Below are 19,177 nucleotides of genomic sequence, written 5' to 3' on the forward strand. Positions count from 1 at the left end.
ATGGCGGCTGGTGCATTGGTTTCCCAGGCGGGGGAAACGGCGATGAGGGTGGTCGAGGCTCCGATGAACGCGGTCGAGCGCATCTTCGGCCGCAAGCGTATGCCCTGGCTGTTCCTGGCGCCGAATCTCATTCTGTTCGCGATCTTTACCTTCCTTCCCATCGCGATCTCGGTCGGTTACGCCTTCACCGGCGGCACTAATCTCTTCGTCTCCGATCGGCCGTTTGTCGGCCTCGACAACTTCCGCACCTTGCTTTCCTGCGGCAATTATCTGCAGCCCGGAACCTGCCAGGAATCGCTGTTCTGGACGGCGGTTTGGAACACCCTTTGGTTCGTGGCCTTCAACGTCGTCGCCACATTGCTGGTGGCGCTGATCACGGCGCTGATCCTCAATCGGGCGATCTTTGCGCGGGGCTTCTTCCGGGCGATGTTCTTCTATCCGGTTCTGCTGTCTCCCGTCGTCATCGGCCTGATCTGGAAGTGGTTCCTAGATCGCAACGGCCTGCTGAACGCCTTCTTTCAGATGCTTGGGGTTCCCCCCGAAATATTCCTGCTTGATGTTGGCTGGTCGCGCTTTTTCGTCGTGGTGGTATCGGTCTGGTTCCATATGGGCTTTTACACCCTGATCCTGCTCGCCGGGCTCCAGGCAATCCCGAAAGATCTCTATGAGGCCGCTTCCATCGATGCCGCCACGCCGCGCCGGACGCTGTTCAGGATCACGCTTCCGCTTCTCGCCCCGAACCTGCTTGTCGTGTTCATCCTTCTGATGATCAAGTCCGTGCAGATCTTTGACGAAGCATGGGTTCTGACCAATGGCGGCGGCCCAGGCACGGCCAACAGCTTCATCGTCCAATATATCTACCAGATGGCCTTCGGCAGCGATCTTCGTCTCTTCGGCCTTGCTTCCGCCGCATCGGTTCTCATGGGGCTGGTGCTTCTGGTTCTCACCCTCATACAGCTGCGCCTCGGCAAGCGAATGGAGTCCTGAGATGAACCCGATCAGCTTTCTCTCACGCACACGCCGGGCCGGACGCATCGATATCACCGATATCTTGTCATGGATCTGGCTGATCGGCGGAACGCTCGCTGTGCTCGTTCCCGTCCTCTGGGCGGGCCTCTCCTCGTTGAAACCCGCGGCCGAGATCACCCGCTTTCCGCCGGCGCTGATTCCCCGTGCCGCCGTTGAGCAGACCGTGCCCGGATTCGACAAGCCGCTCAGCCTTTGGAACGTCACGATCGACGGCCAGCAGCGTGAAATGGCCATGATCAGGCGCATCGGTCTCAAGGCGCAGATGGTCGATCCCGCAAATCCGGGGCAGCCGGTCAGTGTCGACGTGAAGGGGATCACGCCGGTGCAGCATCTGAGCGTTGCCACCGAGAACTACACCGATCCGCTGACGCGCTTCAACTTCCTGACCTTCCTGAAGAATTCAGTGTTCGTCACGGTGGTCGCGACGCTGCTGACATTGATCGTCAACGCCATGGCGGCCTTTGCGCTGTCGAAATACAAATTTCGCGGGGACACGACTGTTTTCGTCATCATCATCTCGACCCTGATGATCCCGCTCGCCGTCGTCATGGTCCCGGCCTATCTCGTCATCGTCGGGGTCGGGCTCGCCGACAATCTCTGGGGTGTCATCCTACCGACGGTCGCCTCTCCGACCGCCGTTTTCCTGCTGCGGCAATATATGCTGACCATACCCGACGAGCTGATCGAGGCGGCGCGCGTCGATGCGGCAAGCGAATTCTGCATCTTCTGGCGCATCATCCTGCCGCTGACGGCGCCGGCGCTCGCGGTGCTGGCGATCTTTTCCGTGCTCTGGCGCTGGAACGACTTTCTCTGGCCGCTCATCGTCCTGAACAGCCGCGAGAACTTCACCCTGCAGGTCGGTCTCAACGCCTTCCAGGGAGAGTTCTCGGTGCAGTGGCATTATATCCTCGCGATGACCTTCCTCAGCCTGTTGCCCGTTACCGTCGTCTTCCTGTTCCTGCAGAAATACATCACCACGGGCATTGCCGGTACGGGCATGAAGTGAACAATCCTGGCGCGTAACCCCGATCGGGGTCGAGATGTGGAAACCTCCCAAGCATTGAAGACTGCCTTCCCATCTCATCGCGCCGGCTGAAGCGCACCGCCCTGGTCCTGGGGTGCGCTTCAGTCTATTTAAATGGAGCCGCGCGGGCTTGGCTGCCTGGGCGGTATCACAAAACGGTTTCGAAGAGCGGGATCAAGGCCGCGCCGATTGCCCCGGGGGCATCGATGATCTGTGCCACGGCCAGCTCCGGAACGTCGCGCAGTGCGCCATGCCGAGGCAGATTGTTGAATTCGGTGCGTTCGATCAGCATTCTTGCAAGTGAATCTGGTAGCTCGCCCCCAAGCACGATCAATGCCGGGTCGAAGATCGCGCAGATCGCATTGATGGCTCGATTGTGAGCCGGGGTGACTCGGTCGATCCATTCCTCGACACCATCCCAATCCACCAGGTTTTCGTTCTTCAGATCTTTCAGGGTCAGGCCAACGCGGCCCTTGGCGCGAAGATATTCGAGCAGCTGGTTGAGTGCGGGACGATCGTCGTAATCCTGACGTCCGAAGAGAACGGAGAATTCGCCGGCATTCCCGAAACTGCCGCGAAACGGCATGCCCCCGGAAACCAGACCACCGCCGTAACCATGGAGATGGGCAATATAGGCAAAATCGGCGACGTCACGACCAACGCCGAAGATTGCTTCCGCCAAGGCCGCGGTCCTGGCGACATTGTCTGCCCAGACCGGCAGGCCAAGTCGCTCTCCAAGCAGGGGCGCCAGGTCGATCAGCGACCAATGGGCAAGCGGCAGAGGGCAATTGAAAGCCGTCTCCAGCATGCGATGGCCGGCGACTGCCAGGCCGACGCCGAGGATGTCGCGCCGCTTGGCGCCGCGTCGGGCAAGAACATCTTCGACCGCCGCTTCGATTCGGTCGATCTCCTGAGATAGCGAAGAACCGGCCTGCGGAATTTCCATATTGTCCAACGGTTCGCCGAAGCCCATTACGCAAAGGCCGATCGAGCCGACATTGACCGAAATGCCGAGCGTCAGACACCACTCCTTCCGCAGCGTCAGCTTCGGACTGGGCGGACCGGCCCGCCGATTTTCCGATTGGGAAAAGGCGACCATTCCCCGTTCGTGAAGCCGCCCGACGATCCGGTGCAGCGATTGCTGGGTGAGATCGAGCGGTTCGGTCAGGTCGGATCGTTCGAGGCCGGGCGATTTCCAGATCAACCGCAACAGGTCGCGTTCGTTGCGAGAAGCTACTCTCGCAGGCTGCGTGTCTCGTAAAAAATGTGCGGCCACATGGTCCAGAGGAACGTACTTCATTTTCCGATCATTTTGATTTACACTGTGAGTGTGAAGCAGGGAAGGGGACGCTTTGCTTCCGCAGGGCAAGGAAATCATCCGTGGTTTGGCCGGTCCTGCTTAAAGCATCAAGATTGGTCAGGCCAGTCGCGATGACGTCTCACGTGGCAGGGAGAGCATGGATTTGGTGAGACCGGAGAATACGGCCCGCCTTGCTGGGCATGGGGGCTACGGTTTTGAGCCCACCCATGCAGGCGTCAGCTTCGAGTCGATGGTTCAGGCCTTTACGGCGGGTTATGGAGTTTTCGGCGCGCGGCCGTTGAAAAACGACCGGACATTTGCCTGGGCCGCGGACTTGCGAAGGACCGAGGCGCTCACGGTGCTGCATTCGGTGTATCAGAGTTCCTGGACAATCCGAACGCTTGAAGAGTCTCCGCAGCATCTCGCGTTCTTCATGCCGCACACCGGATCCTTTCGACTGTCCATAGGGAGGAGAACGATCGAAAGCGGCGCCGGTCATCTTCTCATGGCCAACAACCACGAAGCCGGCGATCGTGTGGTCCAGGGTGGACCGCACCGCTCGGACGCCCTCTTCCTGGACTGGAAGGTGGTGAAGAGGATGCTCGCCTCGCTTGTGGAAAAGCCACTCTCCGAGTCGCTCGACCTCGACCCTATCCTCGATCTCGCCACGCAGTCAGGCCAGTTGATCGGCAATTTGCTCCAGACGATCGTGCAGGGCATGCGCGACAGCGGTCCGCTCCTATCGTCGCCCCTTGCCGCAGCGGCGATGAGCGAAACCCTCGCCCATCTTGTGATCCGATTTGGCCGCCACCGCTTTTCCGATGATCTGGAAAAAGCCAAAGTGTCGTTGGTTGCACCTTGGCATGTCCGACGGGCCATCGACTATATGCACGCCAATATCGCCGAACCTCTGACGATGACGATGGTGGCCGAAGATGTCGGCGTTTCCCTTCGCGCGCTGCAAACGGGCTTCAAGGCATTCAGGGGAACGTCGCCGGCCGGTTACCTCCGCGCGATCCGGCTGCAGGCAGCCCGCGAGCAGCTGCGGGATCCGACGAACCAGCAATCGGTCCGCGAAATCTGCGCGATATGGGGCTTTGCTCATGCGGGCAGGTTCTCCATCATCTACCGCAGCAGCTTTGGAGAAAGCCCGCGGGATACGCGGCTACGGGCTGAGCGCTTGCGCTGATTTGAGCGCTGGCGCTTCGACATCCCGGCTCTCTATGCGGTTCAGCGCGGCGGTGCGATGCTGCCGCGCAGCACGAGATGGCAGCCAAGCTCCAGGCGGTGAGCCGGTCGTTGCGGATCGTTGGCGATCAACCGTTGTTCGATGAGGGCGAGCGCTGCCGCGCCGAGACGGTCGGTCGGCACGCTCACGGTCGAAAGTGGCGGGCGGCTGAACTCGCCGGGAACGATATCGTCGAAGCCGAGGACAGAGATTTCGTCGGGTACCCTTATGTCGCGATCGGCCAACGCTTTCAGGCAGCCGAGCGCCAGATTGTCGGCTGCGCAGAAGACGGCGGTGGCGCCTTTCATCGTGGAGTCGCGATGGAGCAGCGCGTTGATGGCCGCCTCGCCATGCCGGGGCTCATATCCCTCCGCCTCAACGATCATGTCCTCCGGCACCGGAAGCTGTGCGGCGAGATAGGCATCGGAAAAACCGTCGTACCGGCGCTGGATGGTCGTGCGGCCCTTCCAGGTCAGATGAAGGATCCGGCGATGGCCGAGCGCCAGAAGGTGCTCGATGCCGAGCCGCGCGCCGAAGCGGTTTTCCGGCGTCACCGTATCGACCAGCATGGCCGGGTCCTCGCCGTTGACGATGACGACAGGCATGTCGGGGAAGGCGAGGCTCCGGATAAGTTCCGGCTGGTCGTCGTTCAAAACCACGATGCCGTCGGCCCGCTCTGATATCGCGATCTGCCTGACCTCGGCGCCGTCGATGCGCCGGCCGCTGCTGACGTAGGGCACGATGCGGATGCCGCGGCGCTCGCACTCCCTGCGAAGGCCGTTGAGGATCGTCCAGCTCACCAGGTTGAGATCGCTCTCCGGCGCGGCATCGTCGGGAATGGCGAGCAGCAGGACGCGCAGCGCGGCAATTGTCGCCTTTTTTCTGCGGCGGTCGAGGTAGCCCAGGCGTTTGGCCGAATCCAGAACCCTCTCGCGCACTTCGATCGTCAGCGGCGCGGTTCCGTTCAGCGCATGCGAGGCCGTGCTCAGCGACACATCGGCGTCGCGCGCGACATCCTTGAGATTGACTTTGCGTTCCACGTTAATCCGTTACGATTGAGGTCGTACCTTGAAGGCATCGGCTAACTCAATGTTTTCACATAAAAACTTCATTAAATCCATCTGCACCGCGGTATTTTTTGTTTCCAGACGAAGATGGGCCGCTACACGACTGCAAACGAGTGCTGCAGGGGCGACTGACCGAGGAATGGCCATGGCGCACGACTCAGCAGCCTGAATTGACTCCACAGAAATAATCGCGGAGTCTCTGGAATTGCAGCCTTAAAAACCCTTCCGCCACAACATCCAAACATGAATGCCAGAAGGGTCTGCAGCTGATCTCTTGCGCATTCTAAGAATGTGGGCCTCCTTCCCAAGCCTCAATGGCGGAAAAACGCTCGGGCCGCGGAGGCTCTCGATGATCGAGCGCGCTAAAGGCCGCTGGCGATCAGCGCGGATTGGCGAGCAGGCCGTTGAAGAGCAGGTCGAAATAGGTCTTGAGGAAGGTCTCCCTGCTGGGAATTGCGTCGCGGCGGTCGTCGAATATCAGCCGCAGAACCGTCCTCGTCAGGATGGGCGCAACGACCATGTCGGAGAATTCCACCGGCATTTCGCGAAACTCACCTGACGCCGTTCCCTCCAGGATAAGAGACTCGATCTTGGCGATGATCGGCGCGATAAATTCATCGTGGTGGCGGTCGATCAGGTCGGGGAACCGCTGTCCTTCCGCAATGACGAGCCGAACCAGCTCGCGGGTTGTGCGATCCTCGGCGATCTGTTCATAGAGCAGGTTCAGAATTGACTTCAGCCTTTCGGTGACGCTGCCGCTGAGTTCGTCGGTGATCGCCAGTAACTCCTGGAACGGAACCGAGAAGTGGTTGATCATGGCTTCGAAGAGCTTTTCCTTCGTCTCGAAATAGACGTAGACCGTGCCTTTGGTGACGCCGACTCTGTCAGCGATGTCTTCGACACGTGTGCCGGCGAAGCCGCATCTGACGAACTCCTCGAAAGCGGCGTCAAGGATCTGGATGGGGCGCAACGCTTTCCGTTCCGCGCGTGTAATCTTTTTCTGTGTTGCCATTTTCGGGCCTCCCTTATCCAAGCGCGCCGCCGTTTCGTGCGGCATAAAGTTTCATTGACTAATCCGTCAGTCAATTATATAGCAGCTGCCGTTGAGAGCAAGAGGTCAACTATGAGAACCATTCTGGTCGCCACTGCGATCGTGTGCGCGGTCGGTCTCGCATCCTGCAGCGATGTGAGCGGCCCGACCGAGCCAACCCCGCGTCAGGTCGGCGTCGTCGTCGCCAAGTCTGAGCCGCTGGTCGACGGCGGTGCGCTGACGGGAGAAGTCCGCGCCCGTGTTCAGACCGATTTGTCGTTCCGCGTCAGCGGCAAGATCATCGAGCGGCTGGTCGGAGTCGGCCAGTCCGTGAAGGCGGGGCAATTGCTGGCGCGTATCGATCCGCAAGAGCAAAAGGCCGATCTGGACGTAGCCGCCGCCAATCTTCAGTCGGCCGAAGCCCAGCAGACCCAGGCGCAACTTGCCTTCGATCGCCAGCAGAGCCTGTTTCGAACCCAGGTGACGACCCGCGCCGCGCTCGACCAGGCGCAGGAGGCGCTTCTGACGGCGCAGGCATCGACAAAGTCGGCGCAGGCGCTCTTCGAGACCGCCCAGGACACCCTGTCCTATACCGAGCTGAAGGCGGACGCCGACGGCGTCATCACCGCTCGCAATGCCGAGGTCGGGCAGGTGGCCCAGGCCGCCCAGGTCGTCTTCACCCTTGCACATGACGGCGACCGGGATGCCGTTTTCGAGGTAGTGGAAAGCGCCTTCCTTCGCCCTATCGACGGCGACGGAACCGTCACCCTTCTGTCGGATCCGACGCAGAAGCTCACGGCGAAGGTTCGCGAGATTTCGCCGACGATCGATTCCTCCACCGGCACCATCAGGGTCAAAATCGCGATTTCGAGCGACGCTCCCATTCCGCTCGGCGCTCCCGTCGTCGGCCGATTCAATTACGTCTCGCAGGACGTCATCCAGCTGCCCTGGTCGGCAATGACCTCCAAGGACGGCAAGCCGGCCGTCTGGATCGTCGATCCTGCATCCTCTGCGGTTTCGGTCCGGGCGGTCGACGTCGCCGGTTACGAGACCGGCAGCTTCGTCGTCAGGTCGGGTGTGTCGGCGGGAGAGGTCGTAGTGACCGACGGGGCCAAGTTCCTCAGGCCCGGTGAGATCGTGTCTTATGTCAAGGAAGCTTCCAAGTGAGTATTCGTCCCAAGATAATCGCACTGATGATCGGTACGGCCCTGATCTCTTCCTGTACGAAGCAGGAGGAAAGCAAGGAAGAAGCGCCCCGTCCGGTGCTGTCGATGACGGTCAAGCAGACGCCAGCCACGAGGCTCAGCCTGACCGGTACGATCGAACCTACAATCGAAACCGAGCTCGGCTTCCGAATTCTCGGGCGGATGATCGCCCGCAACGTCAATGTCGGCGATATCGTCAAGCGAGGTGACGTTGTCGCCGCGATCGATCCGCTGGCGCTGGAGCTGGCGGTGCGCAGCGCCCAGTCCGATGTGGAGAACAGCGATGCCCAGCTCAGAAACGCGGTGACGACGGAGCAGCGCCAGCGTGCGCTGGTCGAATCGCGCTCAGGCACGGAAGCCTCCCTCGAAGAGGCCGAGCAGGCGAGACGCACGGCCGCGGCCGCCGTTGCCAAGGCACAAGCCAATCTCGACAAGGCCAGGGAGCAGCTGGGCTACGCGCAACTTCTGGCGGAATTCGATGGCGTCGTGACGGCGACTTCGGCTGAGGTGGGCCAGGTCGTTTCGGCCGGCCAGACGGTCGTGACCATTGCGCGTCCTGACAAGCGCGACGCTGTGGTCGACGTGCCCCAGGCCGCCGCGCAGAAACTGAAGAACGGCGCGCCCTTCGAAGTGACGCTGCAGCTCGATCCGACAATTCGCACCTCCGGGGTCGTGCGCGAAATTGCGCCGGAGGCGGAGACTGCCACGCGCACGAGCAGGACCAAGATCGCGCTCGCCGCACCGCCTGAAGCCTTCAGGCTAGGCTCGGTCATCACCGCCTCTGCAACGATCGCCGCCGATCCCGAGATCGTGCTGCCTTCCTCAGCCATCCTTGCCGGCAGCGACGGCCCAAGCGTCTGGATCGTCGATGAGCCTGCCAAAAAGGTGACGCTGCGTCGCGTCAAGATCGACGGGGACGTTGTCGACGGCGGAAATGTCCGCGTCACCGAAGGACTCGCTCCGGGAGAGCGGGTGGTCGTGGCGGGCGTCCATAAACTCGAAGATGGCCAGACCATCAGGATCGACCAGGAGATCAGCAAGTGAAGTCCTTCAACCTCTCCGACTGGGCGCTCGAACACCGTTCGCTCGTCTGGTACTTCATGATCGTCTTCATTCTCGCCGGCGCCTTCTCTTATCTGAACCTCGGCCGCGAGGAAGACCCGAACTTCACGATCAAGACAATGGTGATCACCGCGCAATGGCCCGGCGCCTCCGCCGAGGAGGTGACGCGGCAGGTGACCGACCGAATCGAGAAGAAGCTCCAGGAACTGGAATCGCTCGACTACACCAAGAGCCAGACCGTCGCCGGCCAGACGACCGTCTTCGTCGAACTTTTGCCGACGACGAAGGCTAGGGATGTTGCACCGACCTGGCTGCGCATCCGCAACATGATCGCGGACATCAAGGGGGAATTCCCGAGCGGCGTGGTTGGTCCCTTCTTCAACGACCGCTTCGGTGACGTGTTCGGCAATATCTACGCTTTCACGAGCGACGGACTGACCCAGCGGCAGCTTCGCGATCTGGTGGAGAATGCGCGCTCGGAGGTTCTGACGGTGCCGAATGTCGGCAAGGTCGACGTGATCGGGGCTCAGGACGAGGCGATCTATCTCGAATTCTCTACACGCCAGATCGCGGCACTCGGCATCGACCAGCAGTCGGTCATCCAGACCCTGCAGGCCCAGAACGCCGTCACCCAGTCCGGTTTCGTCGATGCCGGTCCGGAGCGCATCGCATTGCGGGTGAGTGGACAGTTCAGTTCCGAGGAAAGTCTGCGATCGATCAATCTTCGCATCAATGACCGCTTCTTCCCGCTAACCGACGTCGCCACGATCAAGCGCGGTTACGTCGATCCGCCCTCGGCGCTATTCCGCTTCAATGGGGAGCCCGCGATCGGGCTTGCCATCGGCATGAAACAGGGCTCCAATCTCTTGGAGTTCGGCGAAGCGCTCGACGCTGAGATGAAGCAGGTCGTTGCCGATCTCCCGATCGGCGTGGATGTTCACCGCGTTTCCGACCAACCGTATGTGGTCGACGAAGCCGTCTCGGGCTTTACCCGGGCGCTCTTCGAAGCAATCGTCATCGTGCTCATCATCAGCTTCATCAGCCTCGGTCTTCGCGCCGGCATGGTGGTGGCGATCTCCATTCCCCTTGTACTCGCCATCACCTTCGTGGTGATGGAATATTCCGGCATTTCGCTTCAGCGCATCTCGCTCGGCGCGCTCATCATCGCGCTCGGGCTGCTCGTCGACGACGCCATGATCGCCGTCGAGATGATGGTGGCCCGCCTGGAGGCGGGCGACGATCTGAAGAAAGCCGCCACATACGTCTACACATCAACGGCCTTTCCGATGCTGACGGGAACGCTGGTGACCGTCGCCGGCTTCATCCCGGTCGGTCTCAACAACAGCGCCGCAGGCGAATTCACCTTTACGCTTTTCGTCGTCATCGCGGTTTCTCTGGTCGTCTCCTGGATTGTGGCCGTGCTGTTCACGCCGCTTCTGGGCGTTACCATCCTGCCGAAGACCATGAAGTCGCATCACGAGAAGAAGGGACGCTTCGCCGCCGTCTTCTCATGGCTTCTGAAGCTCGCGATGCGCTGGCGCTGGATCACCATCGTGGCGACGGTCGGCGTCTTCGGCCTTTCGGTCGGAGGCATGGGGCTGGTGCAGCAGCAGTTCTTCCCGAACTCGGACAGGACCGAACTCGTCATCGACTGGAACCTGCCCCACAACAGTTCGATCGCCGAAACCAACAGGCAGATGGGCAAATTCGAAAAGGAGATGCTGGCCGGTAACAAGGATATCGACCACTGGACGAGCTATGTCGGCCAGGGTGCGCCGCGCTTCATCCTGTCCTTCGACGTGCAGACGCCCGATGTCACCTTCGGACAGACCATCATCGTCACCAAAGGCCTCGACGTGCGCGACAAGGTGCGGGCGGAACTGCAGGACTATCTGACGAAGACCTTCCCCGGCACCGATGCCTTCGTGAAGCTTCTCGATATCGGCCCGCCGGTGGGCAAACCGGTTCAGTACCGGATCACAGGCCCCGACATTCAAAGGGTCCGCGACATCTCCCAGCAATTTGCAGGCGTCGTCGGTTCGCATCCGCTGCTGTCGAACATGGTGCTGGATTGGAACGAGCCCTCGCGCGTCGTGAAGGTCGATGTACTGCAGGACAAGGCGCGCCAGCTCGGCGTCTCTTCCGAGGATATCGCAACCGCGCTTAACGGTATCGTCGAAGGTTCGACGGCAACCCAGATCCGCGATGATATCTACCTGGTCAACGTCGTCGGGCGAGCCAGGGCATCCGAGCGCGACTCCATCCAGACGCTTGAGAATCTGCAGCTCTCGACCTCCAACGGCAAGGTCGTGCCGCTGTCGGCCGTGGCGAATTTCCGCTACGAACTCGAGCAGCCGACGATCTGGCGTCGCGACCGGCATCCCACGATCACGCTCAAGGCGGCCGTCATCGGTTCGACGCAGCCGGCCACGATCGTCGATCAGCTGAAGCCGAAGGTGGAGGAGTTCCAGAAGAACCTTCCTGTCGGATACAAGGTGGAAATCGGCGGTGCGGTCGAATCCAGCGCCGAGGCGCAGGGACCGATTGCTGCTGTGGCTCCGCTAATGCTGTTTACGATGGCGACGATCCTGATGATCCAGCTGCAGAGCTTCAGCCGCCTGTTCCTGGTGTTCGCGGTCGCGCCGACGGCGCTGATCGGCGTGGTCGCGGCGCTCCTGCTGAGCAACGCTCCTATGGGCTTCGTCGCCATTCTCGGCGTGCTGGCCCTGATCGGCATCCTGATCCGCAACTCGGTCATCCTGGTGGTGCAGATCGAGCATCTGCGCGCCGAAGGGGTCGCGGCGTGGCAGGCGGTCATCGAGGCGACCGAACACCGCATGCGGCCGATCATGCTGACGGCGGCGGCGGCAACGCTGGCACTGATCCCGATCTCGCGCGAGATCTTCTGGGGGCCGATGGCCTACGCCATGATGGGCGGGATCGTGGTCGGCACCGCGCTCACCCTGCTATTCCTGCCGGCGCTCTACGTCGCATGGTTCAGGATCCCCCAGGACGAAGACGTTCACGCCGAAGCCACGGCAGAGGCATGAGGTGAGGCTTCGACGGCCGTCGCGGCGGCCGCTGCAAAACGGGCCGCGGCGAAATGGGTGGGATGGCGCAGGCGATGCCGTCCCACGCCGCAGCGGGAACGGCATGGCGGATGATGACGCGGACAGAACCACACGCCGGATAGCGTATGGGTTTGAGTGGAACGGATCGATAATGCATTTCCGAGGCCTGAAGGCAATGCCGGCGATTATCGTCACCATCGGCCTGGCCATGCTTGCCGGCTGCGCCACGCGGCCATCGCCTGAGGTCTTGACGCCTGTTCATCTGAGTGAGCCGGCTCGGTCCCAAACGGTGCCGGACAAGGTGAGCGTACTTGTCGCAACCAACAGAACCCCCGATGGCGTGCGGGGCGGCTTCGGCAGCACATGGGCCGAGAAGCTGACCTATGAACAATACGCGTTTTCAGTTCCTCCCGGCAGGAAGGATACTGTGATCACCTATCCCAAGGCGAAGCCGGATCCGGAACGTCAATTTGCCGTCGTCGAGCGCAAGCATTTGCCCAAGGATGCTTTCGTGCGGCAGGCGCTCGCCTCCGTGCAGCCCGATGGCACTGTCGGCATCTTCGTCCATGGCTACAACTACAGTTACCAGGAGGCGCTTTACCGCACCGCCCAGATCGCCGCCGACGCGAAAATATCGGGCGCTCCGATCCTGTTTTCCTGGCCTTCGGCGGCATCCGTCGCCGGCTATGTCGCCGACCGCGACGCCGCGCTTTCCTCACGCAGCGAACTCGATTCCCTCGTCACATCGCTCTCCGCATCGGCCAAGGTAAAACGCATCATCCTGTTCGGGCACAGCATGGGCGGCTTCCTGGTGATGGAAACAGTGCGGGAGCTCAAGCTGCAGCATCGCGACGCAGTAATCGGCAAGCTGGCGGTGGTGCTCGCCGCCCCTGATATCGACGTCGATGTCTTCCGGTCTCAGCTGAAGGACATCGGTCCGATGCCGATCCCGATCTCGCTTCTGGTCTCCAAGGACGACCGGGCACTCGTGGCCTCGAGCTTCATCGCCGGGGAGCGGCCGCGCGTTGGGCGCCTCGACATCGACGATCCCGTCATCGAGGAAGCCGCCTTGAAGGCGAGGCTTCGGGTCATCGACATCACATCGATCAAGACGTCTGACGGATTGGGCCATGACCGCTACGCGTCACTCGCCAAGCTCGGCGCCCAGCTTGCCTCCTTCGAGAGCGGCAGGCGGTCGACCCCAGGCGATGTCGGCGCCTTCGTGTTCGATGCCGCCGGCGCTGTCGTCGCGAGCCCGTTTCGCCTGGTCGGGCATGTCGTTCGCCCGCAATAGGCCCATAGCCTGTACATCTGGTCGATCAGGATTGTGTACAATGTGACTATTAAATTGTCAGATGCCCAAATGAGGGGCAGACTTCCGTCTGTGGCCGAGTCGGCCTCAGGGATATGGGAGGGCATTCATGACCGTACGAAATCCGTCTCCCTCGTTATATAACGAGGATCTTGCACCCGCCGAGGAGCGTAGATGGGGTGCATTCAGCATCTTTAACGTCTGGACATCGGACGTCCACAGCCTGTGGGGCTATTATCTGGCGGCGAGCCTGTTTCTGCTCTGCGGCAGCTTCGTGAACTTCGTCATCGCCATCGGTATCGGCTCTCTCGTCATCTTCTTCCTGATGAGCCTGGTCGGCAATGCGGGTGTGCGCACCGGCGTGCCTTTTCCGGTTCTGGCGCGCGCGTCGTTCGGCACGTTCGGGGCCAATGTTCCGGCGCTCGTGCGGGCGGTGGTCGCCTGCTTCTGGTATGGAGCGCAGACCGCCGCCGCATCCGGCGCGATCGTTGCCTTGCTGATCCGCAATGAGAGCCTGCTCGCCTTCCATCAGAACAGCCACATGCTCGGCCATTCGACGCTTGAACTCATCTGCTACGTCATTGTTTGGGCGCTGCAGCTGCTGATCATTCAGCGGGGCATGGAAACCGTCCGCAAATTCCAGGATTGGGCGGGTCCTGCCGTCTGGATCATGATGCTGATCCTTGCTGTTTACCTGGTCGTCAAATCAGGTACCTTCTCCTTCGGTTCCGAAATCCCACGCGACGTGCTGATCGAGAAGACCAAGGATGCAGGCGTGCCCGGCGAGCCCGGCTCGATTGCCGCACTTGCGGCCGTGGCCGCCACTTGGATCACCTATTTCGCCGCGCTGTACCTGAACTTCTGCGATTTCTCGCGTTACGCTACGAGCGAAAAGGCGCTGCGCAAAGGCAACCTCTGGGGTCTGCCGATCAACCTCCTGGCGTTCTGCCTCGTCGCAGGTGTCACGACCACGGCCGCCTTCACCGTTTACGGTGAGGTCCTGCTGCATCCGGAAATGATCTCGGCGAAATTCGACAGCTGGTTCCTGGCGCTGCTTGCGGCGCTGACATTCGCGGTCGCAACGCTCGGCATCAACGTCGTGGCAAACTTCGTCTCGCCGGCCTTCGACTTCGCCAACGTCTTCCCGCGCCAGATCAACTTCAAGCGCGGCGGCTATATCGCCGCCCTGATCGCTCTCGTGCTTTACCCCTTCGCTCCCTGGGAAACGGGTGCGGCACATTTCGTTAACTTCATCGGTTCGACGATGGGGCCGATCTTCGGCATCATGATGGTGGATTATTACCTCATCCGGAAAAGCCAGCTGAACGTCGAGGCCCTCTATCACGAAAATGGCGAGTTCCGCTTCCAGAACGGATGGCACGGCAATGCCTTCATCGCCCTTGCGGTGGGGGCGCTGTTCTCCTCGATCCTGCCGACCTTCACCTCCATCCTGCCGGATTGGTGGGGCACTTACGGCTGGTTCTTCGGCGTCGCCATCGGCGGAGCGATCTATTTCGTGCTGAGAATGGGCTCCCGGCGCAATCCGGCTTTCGCCTCATGACGAATGAAAGGCGCCCGGTCATCCGCCGGGCGCCTTCTCAACGAGGGCCGTCGTGGCCTCCTTGAGCTTGACCGAATAGGAGCGCATCTCGGCGCTCAGATATTGGCCGGCTTCCTCGGTCTTGTTGGCGCGGGAAAGAACAAGCAGTTGCGAGCTGCTGGCGACGTAGCCTTCGACGCTCTCCTTGATGGTCTTGATCAGCTCACGCTCGCGATCGGACGAAGCCAGCGAGAGATAGGCGTCTGCCGATTTGCGAGTTGCATCCTCGGCGGCCTTAATGGCCTCTTCACGGGATTTCTTCTCTGCTTCCGTCTGGACGATAATGTGATCGCGGTAAGCGAGGCGCAAATCCGTCATGGCGAGGTTGATCGCTTGCGAAGCCTGCAAGCGCTCGGCAGCCAGTTTCTGGCGATTTCTTCGGTGGAGCCATTCGTCTTTTGCAGGCCGTCGTCCGCGAGATAGGCGACGAGCCCGACGCATCAAAGTCCCCATCGAATGGTCCGGTGTCATGCCGGTTTGACCAGACATGTTTGTAACGAAAAAAATTTAACGATGTGTTCCGGAGTGTAAAAACCGTTTACCAGTTTACGCGAAACTGGCCGCCCCATTCATGTTCAGGTTCCCGCTGCAACCGAAAAACGCTTATCGATGGCGTCAGGACAACAGGAGCCAGGCATGGTGAAGCGCATATTTTCCGCCCTTCTTGCATTGGTCCTTCCGGTGCAGTCAGCCGTTTCTCAACCCCCTGATGACGCACAGGCGCGCAAAGCCCGGTCTATCGCCCAGCTTCAGTCGGAAGGCGTGCCGACCATCGATCATCTGCCGACCGTCGAGGCGGAGAGCGACAGTACTCGCCGCGACAAAAAAGCTGTCGTGCAGCGCGCTATCGCGCTTGCGATCGTTGCCGTAAAAGGCGAGACCGGCGATCACGCGATGGGCCAGGCTCTCATTCGGCAATTCGATGCAGCAAGTTTCTTTACGCCCAAGGAACAGGCATTCATGGACGATCCCGATCCTTCGGAGCAGGATCGGGTGAACTTCGCCTGGCGCTATGAGGGCGTGCACGTCATGTTATGGGCACTCGGGATCACGGCTGATCTCCAACGTCCCGACCATATTTGCGATGTGCCATTCATTGCCGCGACGCTTCGCGAACTGGGCACGGACGGGCTGACGCGCCGCGCCAGGCTGCGCCCGCAGAAAGAACTGCTCGACGCCGCCGATCTGACCTACCGTTATGACTGGGCGGTCGTGAATGCGCGACTGAAGGGCGAGGCTGCGCCGGCCGGACTGGACAAGGGCGTGGTTTACGAGCGCCACTACGCGCTCAACTGGCTGATCGGCTACATGGACCAGGACTGGGACGACATTTCCACCGATACGTGATGCAGCCCGCCGGCCTGCCACGATCAAGGTGGATGGTCAGCCCATGCCGAGGCGGATGCATGTTTTCAGAAATGCATTATGATCGGCTGCGCACCGGAAAAGATATGCGACCCGCTTTGGGGTGGGAGGAGGGCAGGATTTGGAACAGCTGAAGGATCTGAACGATACTTCCATGCGGGGAAACAGCGGTTCGGCAACGCCTCCGTATGAACGGCGCGGTGTTGTGGCTGCCGCCGTATATCAGCATGGGCAGCGCATCCGCGACATCAGAATAGACGAGGCCGGCGAATGGCGGAACAGGGAGAATGCCATCGTCTGGATCGGCCTGCACGAGCCGGATGAGGTGCTGCTGCACCAGATGCAGGCCGAATTCAATCTCCATCCGCTGGCGATCGAGGATGCGGCGCAGCCGCACCAGCGTCCGAAGCTGGAGATTTACGGGGACGCAATGTTCATCGTCGCGCGCACCGCCCATATGAAGGATGGCGAGATAATCTTCGGCGAAACGCATCTGTTCGTTGGCCGCGGTTATGTCGTCTCCGTGCGCCACGGAGAATCTTCTTCCTATCTTGCGGTCAGGCAGCGATGCGAGGCGACGCCCGCCGCACTTGCTCATGGCGAGAACTATATTCTCTATTCCATCCTCGACTTCATCGTCGACAACTACATGCCTGTTATCGAGGTGGTGCAGGAGGAGGTCGAGAAGCTTGAGGATCTGGTGCTGCGCGAACAGCTGTCGAAATCCGATATAGAGCGGCTCTACCTGCTGAGGCGCAAGCTCCTGAGGCTTCGCAATGCCGTCGTGCCGCTGGTGGATGTCTGCCGGCGATACGAACACATCGATCTGCCGGGCATGGATCCGACGCTGCAGTCGCTGTTTCGCGATGTGACCGATCACGTGCGACGGGTTCAGGAGGATATCGATGCGCTGCGCGAGGTGCTTGCCTTCGCCTTCGAGGCGAGCGTGATGATCGGCCAGACGGAACAGACGGCGATTGCTCGCAAGCTCGCCGCCTGGGCGGCCATTCTTGCCGTTCCCACCGCGATCGCCGGCATTTATGGGATGAATTTCAACGATATGCCGGAACTGAAATTCCAGTACGGCTATTTCGTCGTGCTTGGCGTCATCGGCGTCCTTTGCCTCAGCCTTTTCACCTTCTTCCGGCGGAGGAAGTGGCTTTGATCAACACAGCGCTTTCAGCAGCCGATCTTGGTGCATCCCGACGTAGTCGATGTCATTCAAATAGAGGCGTGCGTCTCCAGTCGCTACATCCTCGGCAAAGGTCTCGTTTCCGCTCGCGGCACTTGCCAGCATGAAATCAACGAGGGCTTGAAGCCGCTTGCAGATCATCTCCGGGAGCCGGCGCCGTTCTTCCTTGGTCGCACCATAGGCGGTGCAGAATATTTCCGCCCGCCGCAGCTGGTCGTCCAAGCCGAATGCCACAGTCGGGTTGGCGGCATCGGAGAGAGGCGCCCAGCGATAAACCGCATAGGCGAGATCCCACAGGCGCGGTGCAGGATGAGCGGTGTCGAAGTCGATGATCCCGACAGCCTCGTCATTCACAGTGGCGACGTTGTAGGGCGCAAAGTCTCCGTGGCACACGATCTCCTGCGGCTCCTGCGGCGGCAGCATCCATGTCTGGGGCTCGTCGTCCGATTCCAAAAAGCCTTGAGACGCCGTGTGAAAATCGCGCAGAAGTCTTGCTGCGGAAATCAGCATGCGCTCCGATCCGACGAGGGGATCGCTGAGCTCTTCGCAGACGCGGCCGGCGACGTAGCCGACGACCTCCCGACCTTCGCCGGTAATTTGAATAGGCTCCGGAACCGCCAGGAAGCCTTTGCGTCTGAGATGGCGCAAGAACCGGTGCGCGGTCGGCGTCCATGCGCCTGATGGTCGGATGACGCTATCACCGTCGCGCCAGATCAGCCCGGTCCGCCCGCCCTCCAACTGTTTCACTCGATGGCCTCCTACGCGGATTTCAGTCTTTCGATATGGGCCTGAACCGTGGCGGCAAGATTGGTCTCATGGCAGTTCCGGTAAAACGCCGCCGTCTCCGAAGGCATCCGGTCGGGAATGGCGACGAAATCCTCGAGCCGGAAACCATCCATATCGCCGAGTTGCGGGTCCGCCAGCCGGCTCTCGTTCAAAGTGCTCACACGATGGGCGAGGGCTTCGAAATAGGCAAGGTTCTCATCCACTGCCGAAGGCGAAGATGTTCTGCCGTGCGCGGGGATGATCAGTCTCGCATGAAGGTCACGGATCCGCGTGAGCGAGGAACGGATCAGGCGAAGATCACCGGCACTTCTGCTCCAGACTTCCGGAATGGGATATTCCACCGCATCGACGGCAAGGCAGGTGCGGAGTTCTGGAATCCAGACGGCGATATGGTCGGGCGTGTGGCCCGGCGTATGAATGAGCTCAAGCGTCAGGTCGCCGCCGTTCAGCACCATCGAGCCGGAGAAGGTGATATCGGGGCCGATCAGTTCGATATTACGAAACCGCGATTCCTGGTTGGCCTTGTCCTTCAGGATCTGCTGCGTTGTGTCGTCAAGCAGACGGTCGAGCGCCGCGGCATGTGCGATGATAGGAGCACGCCCTGCGATGGCTGCGTTTCCCCAGAAGTGATCCCAATCCATATGCGAATTGACGACGATCAGCGGACGCCGCCCGGCCCGTTCCTCAAGCAGATCGAGCGCCATCCAGCATAATTCGGGCGTGCCGAGCGTATCGATCAGGACATTGAACCTCTCGGTCCGGACAAACACGGCATCGACTTCGTCTCCCGCCCGGAGAATGACGATGCGCTCGTCAAGTCCGGGATAGGAGCACAATTCTACCGGTGGGTTCATGTCCGGTTGCCTCTGTTGCATTCGCGGGGACTTCATCCACTACATCAAATCT

At 60.8% G+C, this 19,177-nt stretch carries 15 protein-coding genes and 1 pseudogene; 10 read left to right on the forward strand and 6 right to left on the reverse strand.

Going from position 1 to position 19,177, the window contains the following annotated elements; genetic code table 11:
* A complete protein-coding gene (locus GA0061105_RS25195; protein ID WP_092753640.1) occupies nucleotides 1-987 on the forward strand; it encodes a carbohydrate ABC transporter permease in 987 nt (328 codons plus the stop codon).
* Nucleotide 988: 1 nt separating this feature from the next.
* Nucleotides 989-2,035 (forward strand): carbohydrate ABC transporter permease, encoded by a 1,047-nt coding sequence (locus GA0061105_RS25200; protein ID WP_064693092.1) that lies wholly within the window; start codon nucleotides 989-991, stop codon nucleotides 2,033-2,035.
* A 166-nt stretch (nucleotides 2,036-2,201) separates the two neighbouring features.
* Here GA0061105_RS25200 and GA0061105_RS25205 read toward each other — a convergent pair whose 3' ends face one another.
* The gene (locus GA0061105_RS25205) at nucleotides 2,202-3,353 is read right to left on the reverse strand and encodes an ROK family transcriptional regulator (protein WP_092753642.1); all 1,152 of its coding nucleotides are present in this window, start codon (nucleotides 3,351-3,353) and stop codon (nucleotides 2,202-2,204) included.
* Nucleotides 3,354-3,519: 166 nt separating this feature from the next.
* Here GA0061105_RS25205 and GA0061105_RS25210 point away from each other — a divergent pair, with 166 nt between their 5' ends.
* Entirely contained in the window at nucleotides 3,520-4,542 is a 1,023-nt protein-coding gene (locus tag GA0061105_RS25210) for a helix-turn-helix transcriptional regulator (RefSeq protein WP_483434108.1), read from the forward strand.
* A 41-nt stretch (nucleotides 4,543-4,583) separates the two neighbouring features.
* On the opposite strand, the gene GA0061105_RS25215 is transcribed toward GA0061105_RS25210, so the two are convergent.
* Nucleotides 4,584-5,621: a LacI family DNA-binding transcriptional regulator gene (locus GA0061105_RS25215; protein WP_092753645.1), complete on the reverse strand. Its 1,038-nt coding sequence runs from the start codon at nucleotides 5,619-5,621 to the stop codon at nucleotides 4,584-4,586.
* Nucleotides 5,622-6,027: 406 nt separating this feature from the next.
* Nucleotides 6,028-6,660: a TetR/AcrR family transcriptional regulator gene (locus tag GA0061105_RS25220; RefSeq protein ID WP_092753766.1), complete on the reverse strand. Its 633-nt coding sequence runs from the start codon at nucleotides 6,658-6,660 to the stop codon at nucleotides 6,028-6,030.
* 111 nt (nucleotides 6,661-6,771) lie between these two features.
* On the opposite strand from GA0061105_RS25220, the gene GA0061105_RS25225 reads away from it, so the two are divergent.
* The 5 genes from GA0061105_RS25225 (at nucleotide 6,772) to GA0061105_RS25245 (ending at nucleotide 14,889) form a co-directional block, all read left to right on the forward strand.
* Nucleotides 6,772-7,845, forward strand: a complete 1,074-nt coding sequence (locus GA0061105_RS25225; RefSeq protein ID WP_092753646.1) for an efflux RND transporter periplasmic adaptor subunit — start codon at nucleotides 6,772-6,774, stop codon at nucleotides 7,843-7,845.
* Nucleotides 7,842-8,927 (forward strand): efflux RND transporter periplasmic adaptor subunit, encoded by a 1,086-nt coding sequence (locus GA0061105_RS25230; RefSeq protein WP_092753648.1) that lies wholly within the window; start codon nucleotides 7,842-7,844, stop codon nucleotides 8,925-8,927. Before GA0061105_RS25225 ends, GA0061105_RS25230 begins: the two co-directional genes overlap by 4 nt.
* Nucleotides 8,924-11,995 carry an efflux RND transporter permease subunit gene (locus GA0061105_RS25235; RefSeq protein ID WP_092753650.1) on the forward strand — a complete coding sequence of 1,024 codons (3,072 nt, stop codon included), beginning with the start codon at nucleotides 8,924-8,926 and terminating at the stop codon, nucleotides 11,993-11,995. Before GA0061105_RS25230 ends, GA0061105_RS25235 begins: the two co-directional genes overlap by 4 nt.
* 172 nt (nucleotides 11,996-12,167) lie before the next feature.
* Complete coding sequence (locus tag GA0061105_RS25240) at nucleotides 12,168-13,310, forward strand: alpha/beta hydrolase (RefSeq protein ID WP_092753652.1); 1,143 nt, start codon at nucleotides 12,168-12,170, stop codon at nucleotides 13,308-13,310.
* Nucleotides 13,311-13,437: 127 nt separating this feature from the next.
* Nucleotides 13,438-14,889 carry an NCS1 family nucleobase:cation symporter-1 gene (locus GA0061105_RS25245; protein WP_092753654.1) on the forward strand — a complete coding sequence of 484 codons (1,452 nt, stop codon included), beginning with the start codon at nucleotides 13,438-13,440 and terminating at the stop codon, nucleotides 14,887-14,889.
* A gap of 36 nt (nucleotides 14,890-14,925) precedes the next feature.
* Here the strand turns inward: GA0061105_RS25245 and GA0061105_RS25250 are convergent.
* Nucleotides 14,926-15,362 (reverse strand): annotated as a pseudogene (locus GA0061105_RS25250) (MCP four helix bundle domain-containing protein); the annotation flags it as partial.
* 202 nt (nucleotides 15,363-15,564) lie between these two features.
* Between GA0061105_RS25250 and GA0061105_RS25255 the strand changes: the two are divergent.
* Complete coding sequence (locus GA0061105_RS25255; protein ID WP_092753656.1) at nucleotides 15,565-16,275, forward strand: DUF4272 domain-containing protein; 711 nt, start codon at nucleotides 15,565-15,567, stop codon at nucleotides 16,273-16,275.
* A gap of 139 nt (nucleotides 16,276-16,414) precedes the next feature.
* On the forward strand, nucleotides 16,415-17,458 hold the full coding sequence (locus GA0061105_RS25260) for a magnesium and cobalt transport protein CorA (protein WP_092753658.1): 1,044 nt from the start codon (nucleotides 16,415-16,417) through the stop codon (nucleotides 17,456-17,458).
* Here the strand turns inward: GA0061105_RS25260 and GA0061105_RS25265 are convergent, their stop codons facing one another.
* Both GA0061105_RS25265 and GA0061105_RS25270 read right to left on the reverse strand, forming a co-directional pair.
* Nucleotides 17,459-18,232 (reverse strand): phosphotransferase enzyme family protein, encoded by a 774-nt coding sequence (locus tag GA0061105_RS25265; RefSeq protein ID WP_092753660.1) that lies wholly within the window; start codon nucleotides 18,230-18,232, stop codon nucleotides 17,459-17,461. It lies immediately after the preceding gene.
* An 11-nt stretch (nucleotides 18,233-18,243) separates the two neighbouring features.
* The gene (locus GA0061105_RS25270) at nucleotides 18,244-19,125 is read right to left on the reverse strand and encodes an MBL fold metallo-hydrolase (protein ID WP_092753662.1); all 882 of its coding nucleotides are present in this window, start codon (nucleotides 19,123-19,125) and stop codon (nucleotides 18,244-18,246) included.
* Between the last annotated feature and the right edge of the window lie 52 nt (nucleotides 19,126-19,177).

The organism is Rhizobium aethiopicum, from assembly GCF_900094625.1.
In the GTDB taxonomy this organism is placed as follows: Bacteria; Pseudomonadota; Alphaproteobacteria; order Rhizobiales; family Rhizobiaceae; genus Rhizobium; species Rhizobium aethiopicum.